The sequence below is a fragment of the Paenibacillus sepulcri genome, assembly GCF_042647105.1.
Classification (GTDB): Bacteria; Bacillota; Bacilli; order Paenibacillales; family Paenibacillaceae; genus Paenibacillus_Z; species Paenibacillus_Z sepulcri.
In genome coordinates this window covers 181,297-200,512 of record NZ_JBHRUP010000001.1, presented here as the reverse complement: position 1 = coordinate 200,512, position 19,216 = coordinate 181,297, and the positions used below count along the sequence as shown (strand labels likewise).

The following is a 19,216-nucleotide window of genomic DNA, read 5'->3' as shown; positions in this document are numbered from 1 at the left end:
CAGTCTGACCCCTGTCAAATGCAGCCAAGGGATAGGGGGGCGTGCTGCCGGCTTCAATGCCTGTCCGGCCCGCCTCTACAGCCAAGTCCCGGAATGGAGATGATTAAATTCCCGCATGTCCCCGTCAGCAAACTGGTGTCAGCGTTAGAGGAGGGAGCGCATGAATGTTTAGCAAGATCAAGTTGAAGTCTCAGCTGCTGATTCTGATATGCATATCCATCGGCATTATTATCATGCTCCAGGCGATATCGCTAAGCTGGTTTGACTCGATCAACAGAAGAAACTATTCGGAATTTCTGAAAGAGGCCTCAAACCAATTAGTTACGAAAGCGGTTACATTTACAACGGATATTAACAATATTGCCAACATTACCTCTTATAACAATATTACCAACCAATTTATAAACACACAGCGTATCGATGAGCTGCTCAAATTCAGCAATGACATGCAGCTCATGATCGAATCCATCATGCTCTCGAACAGGAGTATCAGCGGCATTATTATTAGTGATCTCGATATGATCAATATCGGCGCGAATCGAAGCGAGGACTTCCGGGTGCTGAATGAAATCAAGAGACGCTTCAATAACGGCACTATCCAGTTAGAGCAGCCTACCCATTATTTGCTGAACGACCGCGAGAACGGCAGAGCATTTTATGTATGTATAACAAAGTCGTTCATCTCGGAGGTAACGAACGACAAATTTATTACCGTCGTCATTTATAACGCGGACAGCTTCATCAGTACCGTCTCAAGCTTGCAGCCCGATTATAATTCACTCTTTATTATTGCAGATGCCGAAGATAACATTGTGGCCTCCAACCACAAGCAGTTGAAGCAGAAGGACATGGAGCTGATCCGCGCCGCGTTGGCCGACAAGAAGACGGCTAGCCTCGACGGAGGGTTTAACGGCAGTAAAAATTCGCTGGTATACCAAAGATCGGTCAGCAATTTGAACTGGCGGGTTATCGGGATTATCCCTAATGTCGAGATTGACAAGGATCTGTTCGCGCTGAAGCAGTTTGCGCTTCTCATGGGAGTTGTAATTGTCATCGTCCTGACGGGATTCGGACTTGCGATAAACAAAAGCATTGCCACGCCGATCATAAAAATGGCCCGCTTCATGAATTCGATCGGGCACAGGTACAGCAGTCAGCGGCTGACCATCCATACGGCCAATGAAATAAGCCTGCTGGCCAGAGCGCTGAATAAAATGCTGGATAATATCGATACGATGACCGGAGCGGTGGTAACCTCGCAGGAGAAGCTGTATAAAGCGGAGCTGGCCAAGAAGAATGCGCAGTTCTCGGCTTTCCAGAGTCAGGTCAATCCGCATTTTCTGTACAACACGCTGGATTGCATCCGAGGTATCGCTTTAACCCGGGAGGTGCCGGAAATTATCGAGATTACAACCGCCATGGCGAAGATCTTCCGGTACAGCATCAAGGAAAACAACGATGTGCGGGTAGGAGATGAAATCGGCTGTATCAAGGAGTACTTTAAAATCATTCAGATCCGCCAAAGGAACCGATTTACCATCATCTATGAGGTAGATGAAGCGATCATGGACTGCATCATCCCAAAGATGATTTTGCAGCCCATTGTGGAGAATGCCGTATTCCACGGTCTCGAGCAGAAGAAGGGAGCAGGGACCCTGATTATTCGAGGGCATGCGGACGGCAGCGGCACGATCCGGTTTACTATCGAGGATGACGGAAAGGGAATGTCCGCGGAGGTGCTGGAGCAGATAAGAAGCAGCTTCTTTGAAAAAGACATGCTGGATGAGCTGCCTGCCGCTATGAAAAAGAAAAGCATCGGCATTATTAACATCGACAGGAGGATTAAATTGTTGTATGGCACTCGTTATGGACTGTCGATCAATAGCATCCAGCTGGTAGGAACCAAGGTGGTGATCGAGCTGCCTGCCAAAACCGAAAACCGAAATCTGTCCAATAGTTCCGAAAACCGTACATTTTAATGCTGCCCGGATTGGATTAGATTGTTAATAAAGCGGTTTCATACGTTGATGGCATGACCATAGATGAATGGAGGTGAAAAGTATAGGTGTATCCGTTACGTGCAGGCAGCGAAAAGCGCATCTTGAAGAATAAATGGGATAAACGAAAAGGATTGTACTACAAATACCGCTATGTCTATCTTTTAGTCATGCCCGGATTAATCTATTTCCTGATTTTTAAAATTGCGCCGATGTGGGGCCTGATTATCGCCTTCAAGGATTACAGTCCCTTCGCAGGGATATGGGGCAGTCCGTGGGTTGGTTTTAAATATTTTGTTGATTTCTTTTCCAGCGCTTATTTTTATATGATGTTCCGCAATACGCTGGTCATCAGCCTGATGAATATTATTTTCTACTTCCCGGCTCCCATTATTCTTGCACTGCTCATCAATGAAATTCGCTCCGCCAAGTTCAAACGGCTGAATCAAACCATTATTTATATGCCCCATTTTCTATCCTGGGTAGTGATTACAGGGATTACCTTCTTCATGCTCAGCTCCGATATCGGGCTGGTGAACAAGTTTATTGTAAATGCGGGCGGCGAGCCCGTGGCCTTCCTTTCCAATCCGAAGCTTTTCTGGTGGGTGCTGCTGGTTCAGAACACCTGGAAGGAGGTCGGATGGGGAACGATCCTCTTTCTGGCGGCTATCACACAGATCGACCCCTCCCAGTACGAAGCGGCGACCATTGACGGGGCTTCCCGCATGCAGAGGCTGCTGAGGATTACGCTGCCATCGATACTGCCCACCATTATCGTGCTCTTTATACTGAGGCTCGGGCAGGTCATGGATGTAGGCTTCGAGCAGGTGCTGCTGATGGGCAATCCGTTCGTAAGGGACGTTGCGGAAGTATTCGATACTTATTCGTACAATCAGGGGATCAATCAAGGGAATTTCAGCATTGCGGTGACAGTTGGCATATTCAAGAGCCTCGCCGGACTCATCATGGTCATCATCTCCAACCGCATTGTCAAAAGAATGGGGCATACCGGTATCTATTGAAAAGCGATAATGGATTTGAAGGAGATGAGGTGATATGCATTCCAAAAAAATGTCGGTTGCGGATGTCGTCATTTATATCGTGTCCGGCCTGATCTCATTGATTTGTATCGCTCCCTTTTTCTACATTGTCAGCGTGTCGTTAACCGATCCATCGATCTATGTACCGTTTAAGCTGTATATTATCCCGGAAAAATTATCGCTCGCATCCTATTCGTATATTCTCTCGACGTCGAATTTCATCAATTCGGTGAAGAACACCCTGTTCATAACGGTAGTGGGAACGGCGCTCAATATTGCGTTTACCTACACGATGGCCTATGCGCTGACGAAGAAGGAGATGCCGCACAGGAATTTGTTCATGGGCATTGTTATTTTCACACTGCTGTTCAGCGCGGGGATTATTCCGAATTACCTGTTGATCAAAAATCTTGGATTAATGAACAGTCTCTGGTCGCTGATTCTCCCGGTGCTGACGAACTCATGGAGCCTGATCGTCGCCAAGAGCTTCATCGATGCCCTCCCGGAGGAGCTTGAGGACTCCGCGAAGATCGACGGGTGCACCGAGATCGGGACGTTCTTCCGCATTATTATTCCGCTGTCCAAGGCCTCCATCGCCACCCTTACGCTCTTCTTCGCGGTCGGCCATTGGAATACCTATTTCAGTGCGCTTATCTATCTGACCGACTCCCAGAAAACAACGCTGCAGCTTTACGTCAAATCCATCCTGGTCGACGCTTCGACAAGCGGTGCGGGCAGCACCGGTTCGGTGGATATGCTGAATCTTCCTTCCGAGACGGTGCGGATGGCGACAGTGGTGCTGGCCATGCTGCCGATTATGGCGGTATATCCTTTCGTGCAGCGGTATTTCATTAAAGGTGTCATGCTTGGCTCTATCAAGGGCTGAGCTCGATATGAATTTCATCTCAAGTACGAAGGGAGAAAGCGAAATGGGGAAGAAGCGGCAAAGGTTATTGCTTGTGACATGCATCACGATTACGTTGTCCATCCTGGCGGCCTGCAGCTCGACATCGACGAACACGCCAAGCGCCTCGGACAACAATCCGAAGGAAACGAATGCGCCAGGCGCGGCAGCGGAGAATGGCGAGCAGGAGGCTCCGCTCGTGCTCAAAGGAATGGCCAATCTCTACCAGCAGGCGCCTGCCAAGGACAGCGACTTCTGGAAGAGCATGGAGAAGGAGTTTAATGTGGATTACTCGGTGGACTGGGTACCGGCGGACAATTATCAGCAGAAGCTGGATCTGGTGCTGGCATCTGGCGACATACCCGATATTATGCAGGTCACCAGCATTACGGCGCCAAGTGTATTGAAAGCGGTTAAAGCAGGCGCATTCTGGGATTTGACCACGGAATTGGGCGATTTTAGCAAGTATCCGAACTTCAAGCAGTACACCAATCAGAATGCCTGGGTGCTCAGCAAGGTGAACGGGGAGAATTATTTTATCCCGCGGACCCGCGGAAATCTCGATTCCGCCTTGTTTATCCGGCAGGACTGGCTCGACAAGTTGAATCTGCAGGTACCGACCACTATCGAAGAGTTCGAGAATGTAATGAAGGTCATTGCACAAAGCGATCCGGACGGCAACGGGAAGATCGATACGATCGGCACGATACCGGTTTCGGGCTTCTTCGCAGCCGCCTTCGGCACGCGAGATCCCTTTCGGGACAGCAACGGCGGCATCATCCATGCGAATTTAACCTCTAATTATGCGGACTATGTTCAGTACATGAGAGACCTCTATGCGGACGGGGCCATTCCCAAGGAATTTGCTCTGATCAACGGCACGCAGCAGCAGGAGATGTTCACGACAGGCCGTTCGGCTACTTTTGTCAAGAACGCCTGGCATAAATACGATATGGAGCAGGATCTGCAGAAAACCCAGCCGGGAGCGAAGCTGACGCTGATTCCTTATCTGGAAGGGCCCAAGGGCTACGCGCACATCTATGATCTGGGTTACTTTGGCGGGATGGTAATCTCCAAGAAAGTGGACGAGAAGAAAATGCAGCGGATTTTGCAATTTTTCAATGCGACGACAGACGAGAAATATTATAATTTCGTCAATTTCGGAATTGAAGGCGTCAACTACACCATGCAGGATGGCTTCCCTTCGCTGACTGATCTGGGCAAGAAGGAAGTCAACAGCTCGTTTAACGCGCCGTTTATTTTCTCCACAGCCGAATTCGCCAAGGTCGACAGCCCGCTTGCCCCGATGTCCTACAATTTGCAGACCCGGGAAGAGATGAAGGCTCTTTACGATATCGATGCAAAGGTGGAACTGTTCAATGTGCTGCAATCCGATTCGTGGAGCAGCGCATGGTCCAGAGTGCAGGATGAGTTTGAATCCATGGAGGCAAAGGCAATCACCGGCGCGATATCCATGGATGAATTCAGGGCCTATCAAGAGAAATTGCTGCAGGATCCCGATGTAATCAAGTCCGCAACCGAATTTGCCGCCAGCTACGATCAATTCTTCCCGGGCGGACAAAAATAAAAACAGACAGGAGAAATGCGTTATGTATATCAAAGAAGTAGCATCCAGCCTCTATCCGTGGGACCTCGCCGACGAAGGAGTCGAGACCTGCGTGAACAATGTAATGGAACACAGCCTTGTCAACAGTGTCTATCTGGTAGGCATCATGCATAAGGAGAAAAGACCGCTCACCAGCCTGTTCTACACGCATAATCCGAAGCGGAAATTCTATCTGCCCGAGGACAGCCGCATTTATTACAGAATGGATGAGACTAATTTTGCGGATACACCGCTGAAGCCGCTGTATTCGACGAGGGATTTTCTGAAGGAGAAAGACTGGCTTGACGAGCTTACCGCATACGGAAGAAAAAATAACCTGAAAACCGGGGCCGAAATTTCCCATACCTTCTACGATTGCGAGAAAGCGAAGACCGATTTTCCCGATGTGCTGCAAAAAAATATACACGGCGGCATTATTGAACGCCATTTCTGCTGCAATAACGACCATGTCAAAGCCTACATGAAAGCTATCTTTTACGATACGGTCAAGAATCATGATATCGATTTTATCCAGACCTGCATGATGCTGTTCGCGACAGGCGAACCCGTCAAAGCCCCCTGGTTCATGGAGAACGATCCCGAGAACAAGGTCGGCTCCCTGCTCGGCGTGCTGAAAGGCGGATGCTTCTGCAACCACTGCAAGGCGAAAGCCATCCATATGGGCTACGATTGGGATAAGATCGTGAGCGACTTGAAGGAACTGGAGCGTTTTGTACATGCAAGCGCCTATAACAACCTTGATGCGGTCATGGATGCCCATGTGCTGATGGGAAGCGATTTGCTGGAAACGGGCCTGCTGCTTGAATATCCGTCCCTCTATCAATTCCTGGAGTTCAGGATGAAGTCCATTGCCGCTCTGTTCACCGAAATTAACGCATCGATTAAATCAGCCAACAAGAATGTCGATTTCCGCTACAACAATTACCTGAAGTATCCCGAGCTTGCCGGACTCGATTTCGCTTCGGTGAAGGACAGTCTGGATTCGGTGCGGGATTCCGATTATACGGAGCAGTACGGCGCTCCCGACAATTTTAAGCGAAAGAAGAATACGATCCTCAAGATCAGACGCGGCATCGGCTACGACAAGGATCTGATCGCGGCATTCGCCCCAAGACCGAACGCGACGCCGGAGCTGGTGCGGGAAAGCATCAAGATTCTGAGTACGCTCGGCGTCGACGGGCTGTCGCTGGGACACTATGACGGCGCAACCTTCGAGCTGCTGGATGCGGTGAAGCAGGGAATGCAGGAGGCGGGAATCGAAATCAGAAAATAAATTGGGGGTTGCATATGTACAGCGTTCTGTTGGTTGACGATGAGATATGGTCCCTGGAAGGAATAAGAAAGCTGTTTGACTGGGAGAAACAAGGCTTTACAGTGACAGCTCAGGTAACCGATGCGTCAGAAGCTTACGATCTCATATGCAGCACCAAACCGGATGTCGTATTTACCGATATCCGAATGCCTGAGATATCGGGCATTGAACTGCTGACCAAGACGAGAAAGGCTGGAATACAGAGTGAATTTGTGATCGTAAGCGGCTTTGCCGAATTCGAATATGCGCAGGAAGCGCTGCGTCGAGGCGCTTTCGACTATCAGCTCAAGCCAATCGATCCGGATGAAGCCGGCCTGCTGCTTCAGAAGCTGAAGGCGCAGCTCGATCTGAATCTGGAGCAGGAGCGGAGCGCCGGTGCGAACATGATGAAAGAGCTGACTTCCGGTTCGGGCAGCCCGCTGGAGGTATTGAAGACAAGGGGATTTATACCGAAGGGGAAATACTGGCAGGTTATCATGGTTTCAGGGAAATCGCCCGATGACAACGGCAAGCTGCCGCCATTCATCACGTCTGTCCATCATCTTGCCGTTGCGGTCGGGGATGCCAGGACCATGATGATCCTCAATGGCGACAGGCAGGAGGATGAAGAGGAGCTGATCCCGATTATGGACAGCTGGGCCAGAGGGACAAGCGCGTATGTCGGAATCAGCAGCGCCGCGGATGACATCGGGAATCTGGGAAGGCTGATCAAAGAGGCTGATATGGCGGCATCCCATTACTTTGTCGGCGGGCAGCCGGGTGCCGTCAAATTCACCGCAGCCGGCAGCGCCGGACTCGATAAAGTGGTCAGGAAGACGGAAAGATTGATGCTGGCTAAAAACGATGAGGAGATCAGTTCAATCATGGAGAGTCTTCCCGGTCTCTTCCGGGAGGAGAATTATGGCATCTATCACGCCGCCTGCTTATGGAATCAGTTCGCCGTCATGATCAGTCAGAGGCAGGAATGCGGTCAGGCTGCCGCTGTCAATGATTTTCTTGACTATGAGGAGTTGGTCAGCCGGTTTGGGAGCCTGTCCTCCCTGTGCGCTGCCATTGCGGGTATGATCAGAAACGTCTGCCATCCGGCGGAAGCGCCGGACCGTCATATGAGCTACAACGGGAACTTTATGGCGCTGCTTGAGCATGTGAATCAAAATTATGCCAAGGAGCTTTCGCTAAGCGAGCTGGCCGACAAATTCTTCCTGAACATGAGCTACTGCAGCGAGCTGTTCAAAAAAGCGACCGGCTATACATTCCGTTACTATGTAACAAAGCTGCGGATGGAGACGGCTGCAGAGCTGATGCAGTCCGGCAAATATTCAGTTGATACGGTCAGCGGTATGACCGGCTATCACGATTACTATTATTTTTGTAAAATTTTCAAAAGATTCTACGGGATTACGCCGTCCAAGTTTAATGCGAAATAGACCTTGAGGAGTCAATGGGCCAAGAAAATCCAGATCATCCATCGGAGGTAATCGGCATGTATTGGAAGGAACTGACAACCGGAATTTATCCATGGGATATGCACGACGAAGGGATTGAAAATATCTTAGATCATTTACAAAACCATGCAGGCAACAACGCAGCGTATATGCTCGCCGTCATGCATCATGAGAAACGTCCGCTTCATGACAATTATTATCATCACAACCCCGTGCGCAAGCGCTATCTGGCCGAGGACAGCCGGAGCTATTTCACCATTCACCCGGAATCGTACACAAATTCCCGGATCAAGCCGCTGCCAAGCGACCGCGAATTTCTGCAGGGAACGGATTGGCTGGAAATCTTCACTACGGCGCTTCGCAAACGGGGGATGAGTCCCGGAGCCGAAATTTCCCATACGCCGCTTGATTCTGTGCGGGGAGCGGGAGAGTTCGCCGACTGCATCCAGCGCGACATCTACGGAAATCCGCCGGGTCACGGCTATTTCTCGAACCAGCAGCTTTGCTGGAACAGCCCGGATGCCAGGGCGTACATGTGTGCGATTGCGACCGACCTGGTCACCCATTACGATATCGACATGATTCAGACATGCTCGTTCCTGCTTAATCAAGGGCAGCTATCCATCCATCCCTTCCTTGGCGTTACGCTTGGCGGCTGCTTCTGTGAGAACTGCGAGCGGGAAGCCCGCAAGGCGGGGCTGGACTGGGACAAAATCAGGGCCACGGTCCGGCATTATGCGGATATTATGAAAAGAGCGACCCTGGAGGCGAATGAAGATTGGCTTCTGCTGCAGAGGGGCAGCTCGTCAGCAGTCATGTTCCTGCTGGAAAGCCCGGAGCTGTACCAATGGCTTAAATTCCGCTGCGATTCGATTACCCGCTACTTCAAGGAATTATCGGAGGCCATCCATGCCGCCAACGCGAAGGTCGACTTCCGGTTCAACACCTGTTGGCCAGAGGCTGAATTCATCGGACAGGACTTGACGCAGATCGGCAAATATGTGGATTCGATCCGGATCATGGACTATGCCGAGCAGACCGGCGATGAAGAGCGTGTGCTGAACAAAGGCAAATGGCTTGCCAATGTCAGACGTCAGGTGGGCGAGGATAAGATCATCATCGACAGCATCGCTCCCCGCGCCAAGGCAACACCGGACCTGATCCGCAAAGGAATACGTACGGTTGCGCTGGGCGGGGCAGACGGTCTGGCGTACGGCTTTTACGACGGCGCAACGATAGAAAGACTGGAGGCTATCAAAGCGGGGATGGCCGATTGCGAAATCAAGCTCAGGTGAGGGCGGACGATTCGGCCCGTTAAAGTAAAAGGCGACAACCGTGCTGTAAGGAGCCGGTTGTCGCCTTTTTTTTAAAAAAATAGATGAAATATAAAATTTAACCTATACTTTGCTTCTATTTCTAATGGAAGAAACTCACTCTGCCGCCAAAAGGATGGCATAACCGTTTCTTCTAGTTTCAACCGTTAAGCAGGCAAGACTCACGGCCCCGGAATGGAGGATTCCAAAACTTTCCGTCGAAAATAGAATGATATACCATTACCTTGTTCTCCGGCTCGGGGGTTGAGTGGCCAGGATTGGGAGGTTAAATAAGAGGAGATAACAGAATGCGCAACAGCAGAACCTGGTTTTATCGCTCCTTATTTTCATATCTTCCGATATTTTTTGTCATAACCTCGATTTTGTTCCTGCTGTTCTTTCTGGCTTTCAGCCAATATGTCAAGGAGTCCACCAATAAAGCAACTCAGGCTTTTAATGTACAAATCGCCCAATCCGTGGAAAACCTGCTGAAGCCCGTTGATAAACTGATCATAAAAGAAATTATGACGAATGATACGATCGGCCAATTTTTTGAAGATGAAAACAGCTCTTATATGATCTATCAAAGCATTCAGGCGCTCAATAATATGATTGCGAGCTACCCGATCATTGATTCCATCTATGTGTACCGATTGTCGGACCAACTGGTTCTGACCAATAATATGTTCACACACGCGGATACGTTTGCAGACCGCGAATTTCTGCTGGATCAGCTGGAAACCTCCAGCATTGTTTCCTGGACGGGAAAAAGGTCTTATCAGGACCCGAGAACCTTTACCACCAAGGATGTCGTCTCGCTCGTCCGGAGAGTTCCGATCATTTCCGGCCAGCAGGGATTGTTTGTAGTCAACATACGTACAAATTCGATTCGTGATTTTACAATGAATATGTCAAGTCTGAAAATCAATTATGTGGATTTTATCGATGCGCAGGAGCAGCTGATTGTCAGTACGGAAGAAGGAAGCACACAGGTACAGGACAATCCGCGTAATAAAGTTTCACTCACTCATTCCCCCTATCTGGGATGGAATGTGCAAAGCGGTTTGAAGCAAAGACACGCCTTTGAGTTTTTCTCTTCATTTCCGTATATTTGGGTAACCTTGGGGTTCTTATCCATTGTTGCCGGATCAGTATTTATCGTATATGTAACCAGAAGGAACTACAAACCGATTGAATCGATTGTCGGGCATATCAATGAAATATTCGTCAATAAGAGCAGCGAGCTTTTATCCAGGAACAATGATGATGAAATGCGGTTCATATCTACAGCCATCGACAAGCTGCTGGAGCAGTCAGTCAAGCTGCAGAGCAGGGTTGAAGAGGATCAAGTCAGCATGCGGCGGCATTTTTTTAATGAGCTTCTTGACGGCACCAGACAGATTGGTGCTGAAGAATGGAAATTGGCGATGGAGCGGCTGGAACTGAATTATGAGTTCAAACGGGCGAAGGTCGCCGTGATGGAGATCGACAAGTATGCCGATTTCTGCAGCTCTTATTCTGAACGCGACCAGTATTTGCTTAAATTTGTCATAAGCAGCGTCCTTACCGAGCTTGCAGAGGAGCGGAGAATCAGGGCATGGACCCAATATATCGGCAGCTCCCGTCTCGGAATTGTATTTCTCCTGGAGCATGCCGGTGAGAATGAACAGCAAATCGAAGAAGACAGTATCGAGGAGGCCTGCACTGCATTTATTCACTGGGTGACCGGTCATTTGAAATTTACCGTTACAATCGGAATGGGAGGGACTTCAGATCTGGTTGATGATATTCCCCTCCTTTACGAGGATGCGGTGGAGGCGCTGAAATATAAAGCTGTGCTGGGTAGCTCCCGCATTATTCTCAGTCAGGAGATGCCATCCAAACGCAGGACGGATATGTTTCAGCCCATCCAATTGATCAGGACCGTAACTCTTTCCTTCAAGCTGGGCGAATCGGAATGGGAAGCCCGCTTCGAGGAGCTGTTTCACACGATCCAGATCAGCATGATCTCTCGTGACGATGTGACGAATATCCTGCACAACCTAATTTATAATTTAGATCGTGAAGTAATGGGATTGTCCGAATCCATCTGCGATTACTGGAAAAAGGACAGCCTGCCTGAGCTGAACAAACTGCTCGATAATCTCGATACGCTGGAAGAATTTCAAGCCAGCGCCAGGCTGGTTTTGAACATGAGCTTTCAGGAAATCGGAAAGCTCAGGGAGCACAGAAGCACGCACCAAATCATCCACAAAGTCAAACAGTACGTCAAAGATAATTATGCAAATCCTGATCTTTCGCTCAACCAGCTGAGTGATGAATTTAATCTGAGCACCCGGTATTTGAGCCGTCTGTTCAAAGATGAATTCGGCGAGAAATTTGTGGATTATCTTGTCAGGGTTCGCCTCGAGAAGGCCAAAGAATTGCTCCGGGAAACCAAAGATCCCGTTCATGAGGTGGCCTTGAAGGTTGGATATATCCATGCCTTTTCCTTCATCCGGATGTTCAAGAACAACGAGGGCATCACGCCCGGGGATTACCGGAAATAATGAAAAGGGCTGCTCCAGCAGGGGACAGCCCTTAAAATGATGCGATTATGATGGCTATTTTCTCGGAATGGGCAGCTCCCACTGCTGAGCCCAATCGCTCTTCTCCCATTCCTCCAGATTCAACAGTCCCAGTCCTCTGCCATAGCCGGGTTCATCGGTCAGCGTATTGACCATGTAAGCCAGCCATTTTCCATCCGGGCTAACGTTGGAGTTGTTCATCCGCCATGGCGGGTGCTCGAACATACGTGTCATCCTTACCCGGCGGCCCGTTCCGTCAAGCTTCATTTTCCAGAGATCGATGGGAGGGAAGGAGTTCTCGAAATCCCGTGAGCTTTCCAGACAGATATGCTCGTTATCCGGGAAGATTCCTTCGCACTCATTGTGGGTCAACGCTTCGTCTATATAGGTCCGCACTTCCCCCGTTGCAATGTTGATACCCTTTACCTTGGCGTTCCAGTCCTCGGGTGAAGTGGAAGCGTTATTATAATACTCCGCCATAATCACCTCCGTATCGTTATGGCGGAAATCCTGCGGCTCGGGCCGGCCTCCGCTGTCGGTTCGGTGGATGATCTTATCAAGGCCAAGCTCAGGTCCGTTCGGCCCATATTCGATCTCGGTGACATGAACCTCGAAGTCCAGCGGCGATTTGAGCCGGGGATCATGATTGCCATTCATTGAATATGTGATTTTGTTGGACAAGGCGGAGACGCCGCAGCCTTCATACATGGCTCTCCCGAGTGCTTTGGGCGGAGACGATGCGTCTTTATCCATAATCCAGAGCTCCGATTCCACATGTCTGCTGATGCTGCGGTTTTTAAATTTCTTCGGTCCGATCAGCAGGTAATCTCCGTTGGGCAGGAAGAGGACACGCAGAAAGGAGTGATGCTCTCCCAGGTCCCTGGTGAGGTTGCGGACTTCCCTTGTTTCGAAATCAATCTCGCATATGTCCCCGTAATTGCTTCCGACGAATGCTATTCTTTTGCCGTCCGGAGACCAGTAGGGCCGTTCACCGTAATCGAGCAGCTTCTCATGAAAACTCGGCGGATTATCCAGTACATGAGCCCCCGAATAGGGCTTGTGATCCTTGGTTGTGATATGAATATTCGGATATTTCTTTTTGAACTCCTCGGGGCTTAACGTATCTTTCACTGCTTTGCACCTCACTAATCGGATTATTTGACCGTGCTGTACCAATCATTTGCTTCTTTCGTAAGCGCCTCTCCGCCATCCTTGTACCATTGTTCCACGGTCTTGTCGAAGGTGCTGTCGATATCCAGATCGCCGGTAACCGTTTTGATCACGTATTCCTTGACTCTCGTGTCAAGCAGCTCCGTATATTTTCCCTGAGACGGCAGAACGACCTTCAGCTGGTTCTCGTAATAAGGGAATTCGCGGATGATGTCGCCTGTCAGCTCGTAGCGCTGCTCTGTCTGAGGACCCCAGATCGCCATGAAATCCGGATTGGTCCATGTCATGATGTTGGTGATCCAGTTGACACCCAGTTTCTTGAATTGCGGATGGAACAGCTCATGCTTGGGCCAATCGGTATTCAACAGTTTATTGCCTTTATCGTCGGTAATCCACATCAAGCCCTCGGGACCATAGCCTAGATGCAGATAAGCGTCCGCGTCCGTATGCTGGTATTCCATGATTTTCAGCAGCTTCACAAACTTGTCCTGATCCGTTGCCAGCTGCTTGCCGAACACGAGGACGGAGTTTTGATACCCTTCCCGCTGATAACCGCTTGCTCCGCTTGGCCCTTTGACCGGAGGCATGGTAATGTAGATCGGTCCTGGAGCATTCTCGTCAAAATCGGTGTAGATCTTGGTTGAATACAGTTTGGCTTTATCGTCTTTATTCGCTTCGAACCACTTCTGCCAGTCCGGTTGATTGGCTACCCAGCGGAAGCTGAGGTGTCCGTCGTTATCCCACTGAACGTCGTCGAAATTCAGATTATCGATGTATCCGAGCTTTCCTTGTGCGAACTTGGTGGCCAGATCCAGAGCATCGCTGCTTCGTCCCTTATCCGTGATAAATTCCGGATCAATTAAGCCCAGCTTATACCATTTGTTGAGCAGCTTCAGCGCTTCTTTGGTTTCGGGCGTGGTCAGACCGAACTGCAGCTTGCCATCGCGTTCCACCCAGTTGAACGGATTGGTATTATAGGCGCCGAATATCGATTGAAACCATTGGTTTCCGGCGAAATCGCTGGGATTGGACATCCCATACGTATCCTTTGCCCCGTTTTGATCCGGGTCGTCGTTGCGAAATTTCACAAAGGCATCTTCAAGCTCCTGAATGGTCTGCGGCACTTTGGTAATGCCGACATTCTTGAGCCAATCCGCCCGGATGCTTGCAGGACGCGGAACTCCGCCGTTGGGATTGAAGCGGGCAAGTCCCATGTTCTTCCCATCGACATTGGTGATCGAGAGCAGCTGCGGGTCGTACTTCTCTATGACTTTATAATAGTTCGGCATATTTTCCTTGGTCATCTCAACCGGAATTTCGGCCAACAGACCTTGCTTGCTGTAATCGGATACATCCGGAAGCGCGACTTGAACGATATCTGGTATCGTGCCTGTCGCAAACATCAAATTCAATTGTTCCTTCCGGTTGGATTCGTCAATATTGACGAACTTGAGCTTCACATTAAATTTCTTCTCAAAATAGCGCTGCCCATACGTTCCTTCGCTGAGCGGGGTAGGCCCCAGCTGAATCGTATATTCATATTGCGGGCTGTTTGCAAAATATTCGGGTGTCTCGACCTTCGCCAGATCGGCTTCGATGATTTTGTTGTCGGCCGCTTCGGAGAGCGGATCTGCGGGGTCTTTGGCTTCTGCATCCGGCGCTGCTTCCGTCCCGCTGTCGGTGCTGCCGGAGCCGGTGTTGGAACCCGGGCTGTTGGAGCAGCCGATCAGAGCGGGGAAGATTAAGAACACGACTAACGACAGCATCATCATTGATTTTTTTGTCATTTTCGGCATCGTGATTCCTCCGTTTTGGTGTGGACTGAATTTTTATACCTTGTCGATATCCTTGCTGGGAGCAACAGTGGTGCTTTCGATTTGAAACAGCCGCATTGTCTGTATGAGGCGCTCTTGTTTATAGTGCTTCGGACCGGCTTTTCCTGAAAGATCCGAAAGGATGGAATCAGTTTAGCCGCGGCTTGTTCCCCTCCTTTTTCAATCTGTACATCTGCTTCAGTGCAGCGCTGCGTCTATCTTGCCAGGCATCACCTCCTTCAGATCATGCGAAAGCGGCGTGACGGGACGTGTCTAGCCCTTGACCGCTCCCATGACAACCCCTTTGACAAAGAAACGCTGGATGAACGGATAAATGCACAAAATCGGAAGCATGGTGATCAATATAGCTGCTGCCCGCATGCTTTCCGGCGAGGGGACATTCTTTTTGTCTATGGAACTCAAGGCGTCGCTCATGAGCAAGGCGCTTTGTTCGATGACAAGCTTACGGATATGAACCTGGATAACCTGAAGGTCCGGGTTCTGGACATAGATCAGGGAATCGAACCAGGAGTTCCAGTGATTAACGCCTACCCACAAGCTAATGGTTGCGATGGCCGGTGCTGCCAGCGGGACGATCAGGCTGAAGAAAATACGTGTATCGCTGGCTCCATCTATCCGGGCTGATTCCTCCAGACTATCCGGAATCGTCATGAAGAAGTTTCTCAGAATCAGTATATAGAACGTGTTGTACAGAAAGGGGGGCGCCAATATATAGACCAATGGATTGTCGATCAATCCCAGACTTTTAATAACGAGATAAGTGGGGATAAGCCCTCCGGTAAAGAACATTGTAAATACGAAAAACAGTGTAACGGATTTCTGGAAAGGAATGGCCTTGGAGATGGCGTAACCGGCAAACGACATGAGCAGTACGGACAGGAAGGTTCCGACCACCGTCCTGAAAATTGTATAGAAATAACCGGAGTAGATAAACGATTGCCTTAAAAAGCCCTTATACGCTTCGAGAGTGAAGCCTTGCGGCCAGAACCATACGCTGCCGCCTGAACCCGCCATCGCTTCCCGCGAGCTGAGTGACAGGAAGAACAAATACAGGATCGGATATAAGACGGAAAGCGATAAAAAAATAAGCAGCGCATAATTCAGATAATCCAGCACATTCATGCGTTGCCGCTGTCCGGCAATTGACATGTCATATCCCCCTCACCATAATCCCTTTTGCCCAAAACGTCGAGCCAATCGATTGGCTAACAGAACCAGCACCAGACCGATGACATTCTTGAAGACGCCTACCGCCGCCGAGAAGCTGTAATTCATCTGGACGAGCCCGACCCGGTAGACATAGGTATCAAGGATATCGCCCACCTCGTAGACGCGCGGATTGTACAGGTTGAAGATTTGATCGAAGCCGCTGTTCATGATATAGCCGATATTGAAGATCATCATAATTACGATAACGTTGGCAATGGACGGCAGTGTGATGCTGATCATCTTCCTCAATCTGCCTGCGCCATCCATGGTAGCCGCTTCGTAAAGCTGCTGATCGATACTTGCAATAGCGGCCAAATAAATAATGGAGCCCCAGCCGCAGCTCTGCCAGATGTCCGACAGAATCAGAATAGGCACAAACCACTTCTCTTCCGCCAGAAAATAAATGGGATTCCCTCCAAAAAGCATGATGATTTTATTGATCAGTCCGCTGGAAGGAGAGAGGAGCTCAACCATGATGCTGCCGATTATGACCCAGGACAGAAAATGCGGCAGGTAAGTGACACTTTGTACGAGCTTCTTGAACTTCTCATGGAAAATTTCATTCAGGGCCAGCGCCAATACAATTCCGGAAGTATACACAAAAAGTAACTTTAATCCGCTGATGACAAGCGTGTTTCTAAGTACCCTGGTAAACTCAGGCGAGTTCCACATCGTCTTGAAGTGTTCCATGCCCACCCAGGGGCTGCCCAAAATTCCTTTGTCAATCGTGAAGTCCTTGAAAGCGATTGTAATTCCGTACATGGGGACGTAATAGAACACGATATACCAGATGATGGCCGGCAGCAAGAACAAGTATAAGGTTTTATTCTTAACGCAAGCTTTCCATAACGACGAGGAGTCCGACCGCCCCTTGGACCGGCTCACCCGGTCCGTACTGAGGAGATCCAAATCCATGTCTGCCTTCTCCATACAAGGCTTCCCTCCTTCGCTAGTTGTTCCGTACTTCCATTACGATAAGGAATCTGGATCTATTGTTCAACAAACAAGATTCCCTTGCATGCACCATATGTACAATGACGAACCGCTTTCGTTCATTTTGCATAGGAAACTAAAAACCGGCCTGCGGCAGCAATAATGACTTGATGCACAATTTCGGAAATCTCGCGTTGAGTGGAATCATGTTGATCCGTGTTCCGAAAGTGTTTATGTTCATGAATTGACAAACTAAAGTCGTGTATCATACTGTTAAAATGTTAATTAAATAACATTTATATTAACCATGGAGGCGAGAGGATGACTCAGTTTAAGGCGGTTATGATCGTTGACAAGGAATTTCGTATATCAGAGGTAGATCCGAGAATATACGGATCCTTCATCGAGCATCTGGGAAGAGCGGTTTATGGAGGGATATATGAGCCGGATCACCCGCTGGCCGACGAGTTGGGATTCCGTAACGATGTCATCGAATTGGTCAGGGAGTTGAACGTCCCTGTCGTACGTTACCCTGGCGGGAATATGGTCTCCGGGTATAATTGGGAAGACGGTGTCGGACCTCAAGAAACCCGTCCCCGCCGGCTTGATCTGGCCTGGAGATCAGTGGAGACGAATCAGGTTGGGACGAATGAGTTTGTCAGCTGGTCAAGGAAAGCAAATGTGGATGTCATGATGGCTGTAAATTTGGGTACACGCGGTATCGATGCCGCCAGAAATTTGCTCGAATACTGCAATCATCCGGGAGGAACCTACTGGAGTGACTTAAGGAAGCAGCATGGCTGCGAGACGCCGCACGGCATTAAGATGTGGTGTCTGGGCAATGAAATGGACGGACCTTGGCAGATCGGTCATAAAACGGCAGAAGAATATGGCCGGCTGGCGGCAGAAACGGCAAAAGTGATGAAAATTGTAGACCCCGGCATCGAGCTGATCGCTTGCGGCAGCTCGAACTCCAAGATGCCTACTTTCCCGGAGTGGGAAGCGACAACACTGGACCATACTTACGAGCATGCGGATTATCTTTCATTGCATCAATATTATGGGAATTACGAGGAGGACTCCGCCAATTTCCTGGCGAAATCGATGAATATGGATGATTTTATCCATACCATTATTTCCACATGCGATTATATAAAAGCCAAAAAAAGAAGCAAAAAAACGATCCATCTCTGCTTTGACGAGTGGAATGTATGGTACCATTCCAAAGAGCAGGATAAAAGCTGGATACGGCGCGAGCCCTGGAAGATTGCGCCTCCTATTCTGGAAGACGAGTACAATCTCGAAGATGCGCTGCTTGTCGGCTGTATTCTGATTACGCTTCTGAAACATTCAGATCGGGTCAAGGTTGCCTGCATGGCACAATTAGTGAATGTCATCGCACCGATTATGACGGAAAACAATGGGGAAGCCTGGAGGCAAACGATATTCTATCCGTATTTGCATGCTTCCGTCTATGGCCGGGGTATCGCGCTAAGGCCGATGGTTTCCTCTCCCAAATATGACAGCAAGGAATTTACGGATGTGCCGTATCTTGAGACCGCCGTCGTCTGGAATGAAGAGAAGGACGAGCTTACGATCTTCGCCGTGAACCGTCATTTGCAGGAGAGGCTCCCACTGGAGTGCGATCTTCGTCATTTCGAAGGCTATCGTCTAATCGAGCATCTCGTTGTCCGGCATGACGATTTGAAGGCGGTGAACACAGCGAAGGACGAACAGGTAAGTCCGGTGTCTTATACGGGTTCGCGGTTGAGCGACGGCGTCCTGATATCCGAGCTTCCGCATCAATCGTGGAATGTCATCCGTTTGGCTCAATCCAAACAATAACCAGCCCATCACCGTTTCA

Annotated in this window: 13 protein-coding genes; 9 read left to right on the top strand and 4 right to left on the bottom strand. The window is 49.4% G+C overall.

What is annotated here, in order from left to right; all coding sequences use genetic code 11:
* Positions 1-164: 164 nt before the first annotated feature.
* The 8 genes from ACFOLF_RS00860 (at position 165) to ACFOLF_RS00825 (ending at position 12,187) form a co-directional block, all read left to right on the top strand.
* Positions 165-1,979, top strand: coding sequence for a sensor histidine kinase (locus tag ACFOLF_RS00860; RefSeq protein WP_210040836.1), 1,815 nt, complete (start codon positions 165-167; stop codon positions 1,977-1,979).
* Between the two features lie 86 nt (positions 1,980-2,065).
* Positions 2,066-3,019, top strand: a complete 954-nt coding sequence (locus ACFOLF_RS00855; RefSeq protein WP_379113821.1) for an ABC transporter permease — start codon at positions 2,066-2,068, stop codon at positions 3,017-3,019.
* A gap of 34 nt (positions 3,020-3,053) precedes the next feature.
* Entirely contained in the window at positions 3,054-3,923 is an 870-nt protein-coding gene (locus ACFOLF_RS00850) for a carbohydrate ABC transporter permease (RefSeq protein WP_210040838.1), read from the top strand.
* Between the two features lie 43 nt (positions 3,924-3,966).
* Complete coding sequence (locus ACFOLF_RS00845) at positions 3,967-5,529, top strand: extracellular solute-binding protein (protein WP_210040840.1); 1,563 nt, start codon at positions 3,967-3,969, stop codon at positions 5,527-5,529.
* 22 nt (positions 5,530-5,551) lie between these two features.
* On the top strand, positions 5,552-6,841 hold the full coding sequence (locus ACFOLF_RS00840) for a hypothetical protein (protein WP_210040842.1): 1,290 nt from the start codon (positions 5,552-5,554) through the stop codon (positions 6,839-6,841).
* 14 nt (positions 6,842-6,855) lie between these two features.
* Positions 6,856-8,307, top strand: a complete 1,452-nt coding sequence (locus ACFOLF_RS00835) for a response regulator (RefSeq protein WP_210040844.1) — start codon at positions 6,856-6,858, stop codon at positions 8,305-8,307.
* Positions 8,308-8,363: 56 nt separating this feature from the next.
* Entirely contained in the window at positions 8,364-9,620 is a 1,257-nt protein-coding gene (locus tag ACFOLF_RS00830; RefSeq protein ID WP_210040846.1) for a hypothetical protein, read from the top strand.
* A 326-nt stretch (positions 9,621-9,946) separates the two neighbouring features.
* Positions 9,947-12,187 carry a helix-turn-helix domain-containing protein gene (locus ACFOLF_RS00825; RefSeq protein WP_210040848.1) on the top strand — a complete coding sequence of 747 codons (2,241 nt, stop codon included), beginning with the start codon at positions 9,947-9,949 and terminating at the stop codon, positions 12,185-12,187.
* Between the two features lie 54 nt (positions 12,188-12,241).
* Here ACFOLF_RS00825 and ACFOLF_RS00820 read toward each other — a convergent pair whose 3' ends face one another.
* The 4 genes from ACFOLF_RS00820 to ACFOLF_RS00805 all read right to left on the bottom strand — a co-directional run bounded on the left by ACFOLF_RS00820 (position 12,242) and on the right by ACFOLF_RS00805 (position 17,349).
* On the bottom strand, positions 12,242-13,336 hold the full coding sequence (locus tag ACFOLF_RS00820) for a PD40 domain-containing protein (RefSeq protein ID WP_210040850.1): 1,095 nt from the start codon (positions 13,334-13,336) through the stop codon (positions 12,242-12,244).
* 23 nt (positions 13,337-13,359) lie between these two features.
* Complete coding sequence (locus ACFOLF_RS00815) at positions 13,360-15,171, bottom strand: extracellular solute-binding protein (protein ID WP_210040852.1); 1,812 nt, start codon at positions 15,169-15,171, stop codon at positions 13,360-13,362.
* A gap of 291 nt (positions 15,172-15,462) precedes the next feature.
* The gene (locus tag ACFOLF_RS00810) at positions 15,463-16,359 is read right to left on the bottom strand and encodes a carbohydrate ABC transporter permease (RefSeq protein ID WP_210040854.1); all 897 of its coding nucleotides are present in this window, start codon (positions 16,357-16,359) and stop codon (positions 15,463-15,465) included.
* A gap of 12 nt (positions 16,360-16,371) precedes the next feature.
* Positions 16,372-17,349: an ABC transporter permease gene (locus tag ACFOLF_RS00805; RefSeq protein ID WP_379113819.1), complete on the bottom strand. Its 978-nt coding sequence runs from the start codon at positions 17,347-17,349 to the stop codon at positions 16,372-16,374.
* 324 nt (positions 17,350-17,673) lie between these two features.
* Here ACFOLF_RS00805 and arfA point away from each other — a divergent pair, with 324 nt between their 5' ends.
* Positions 17,674-19,197: an arabinosylfuranosidase ArfA gene (gene arfA / locus ACFOLF_RS00800; protein WP_210040856.1), complete on the top strand. Its 1,524-nt coding sequence runs from the start codon at positions 17,674-17,676 to the stop codon at positions 19,195-19,197.
* The last annotated feature ends 19 nt before the right edge of the window (positions 19,198-19,216 follow it).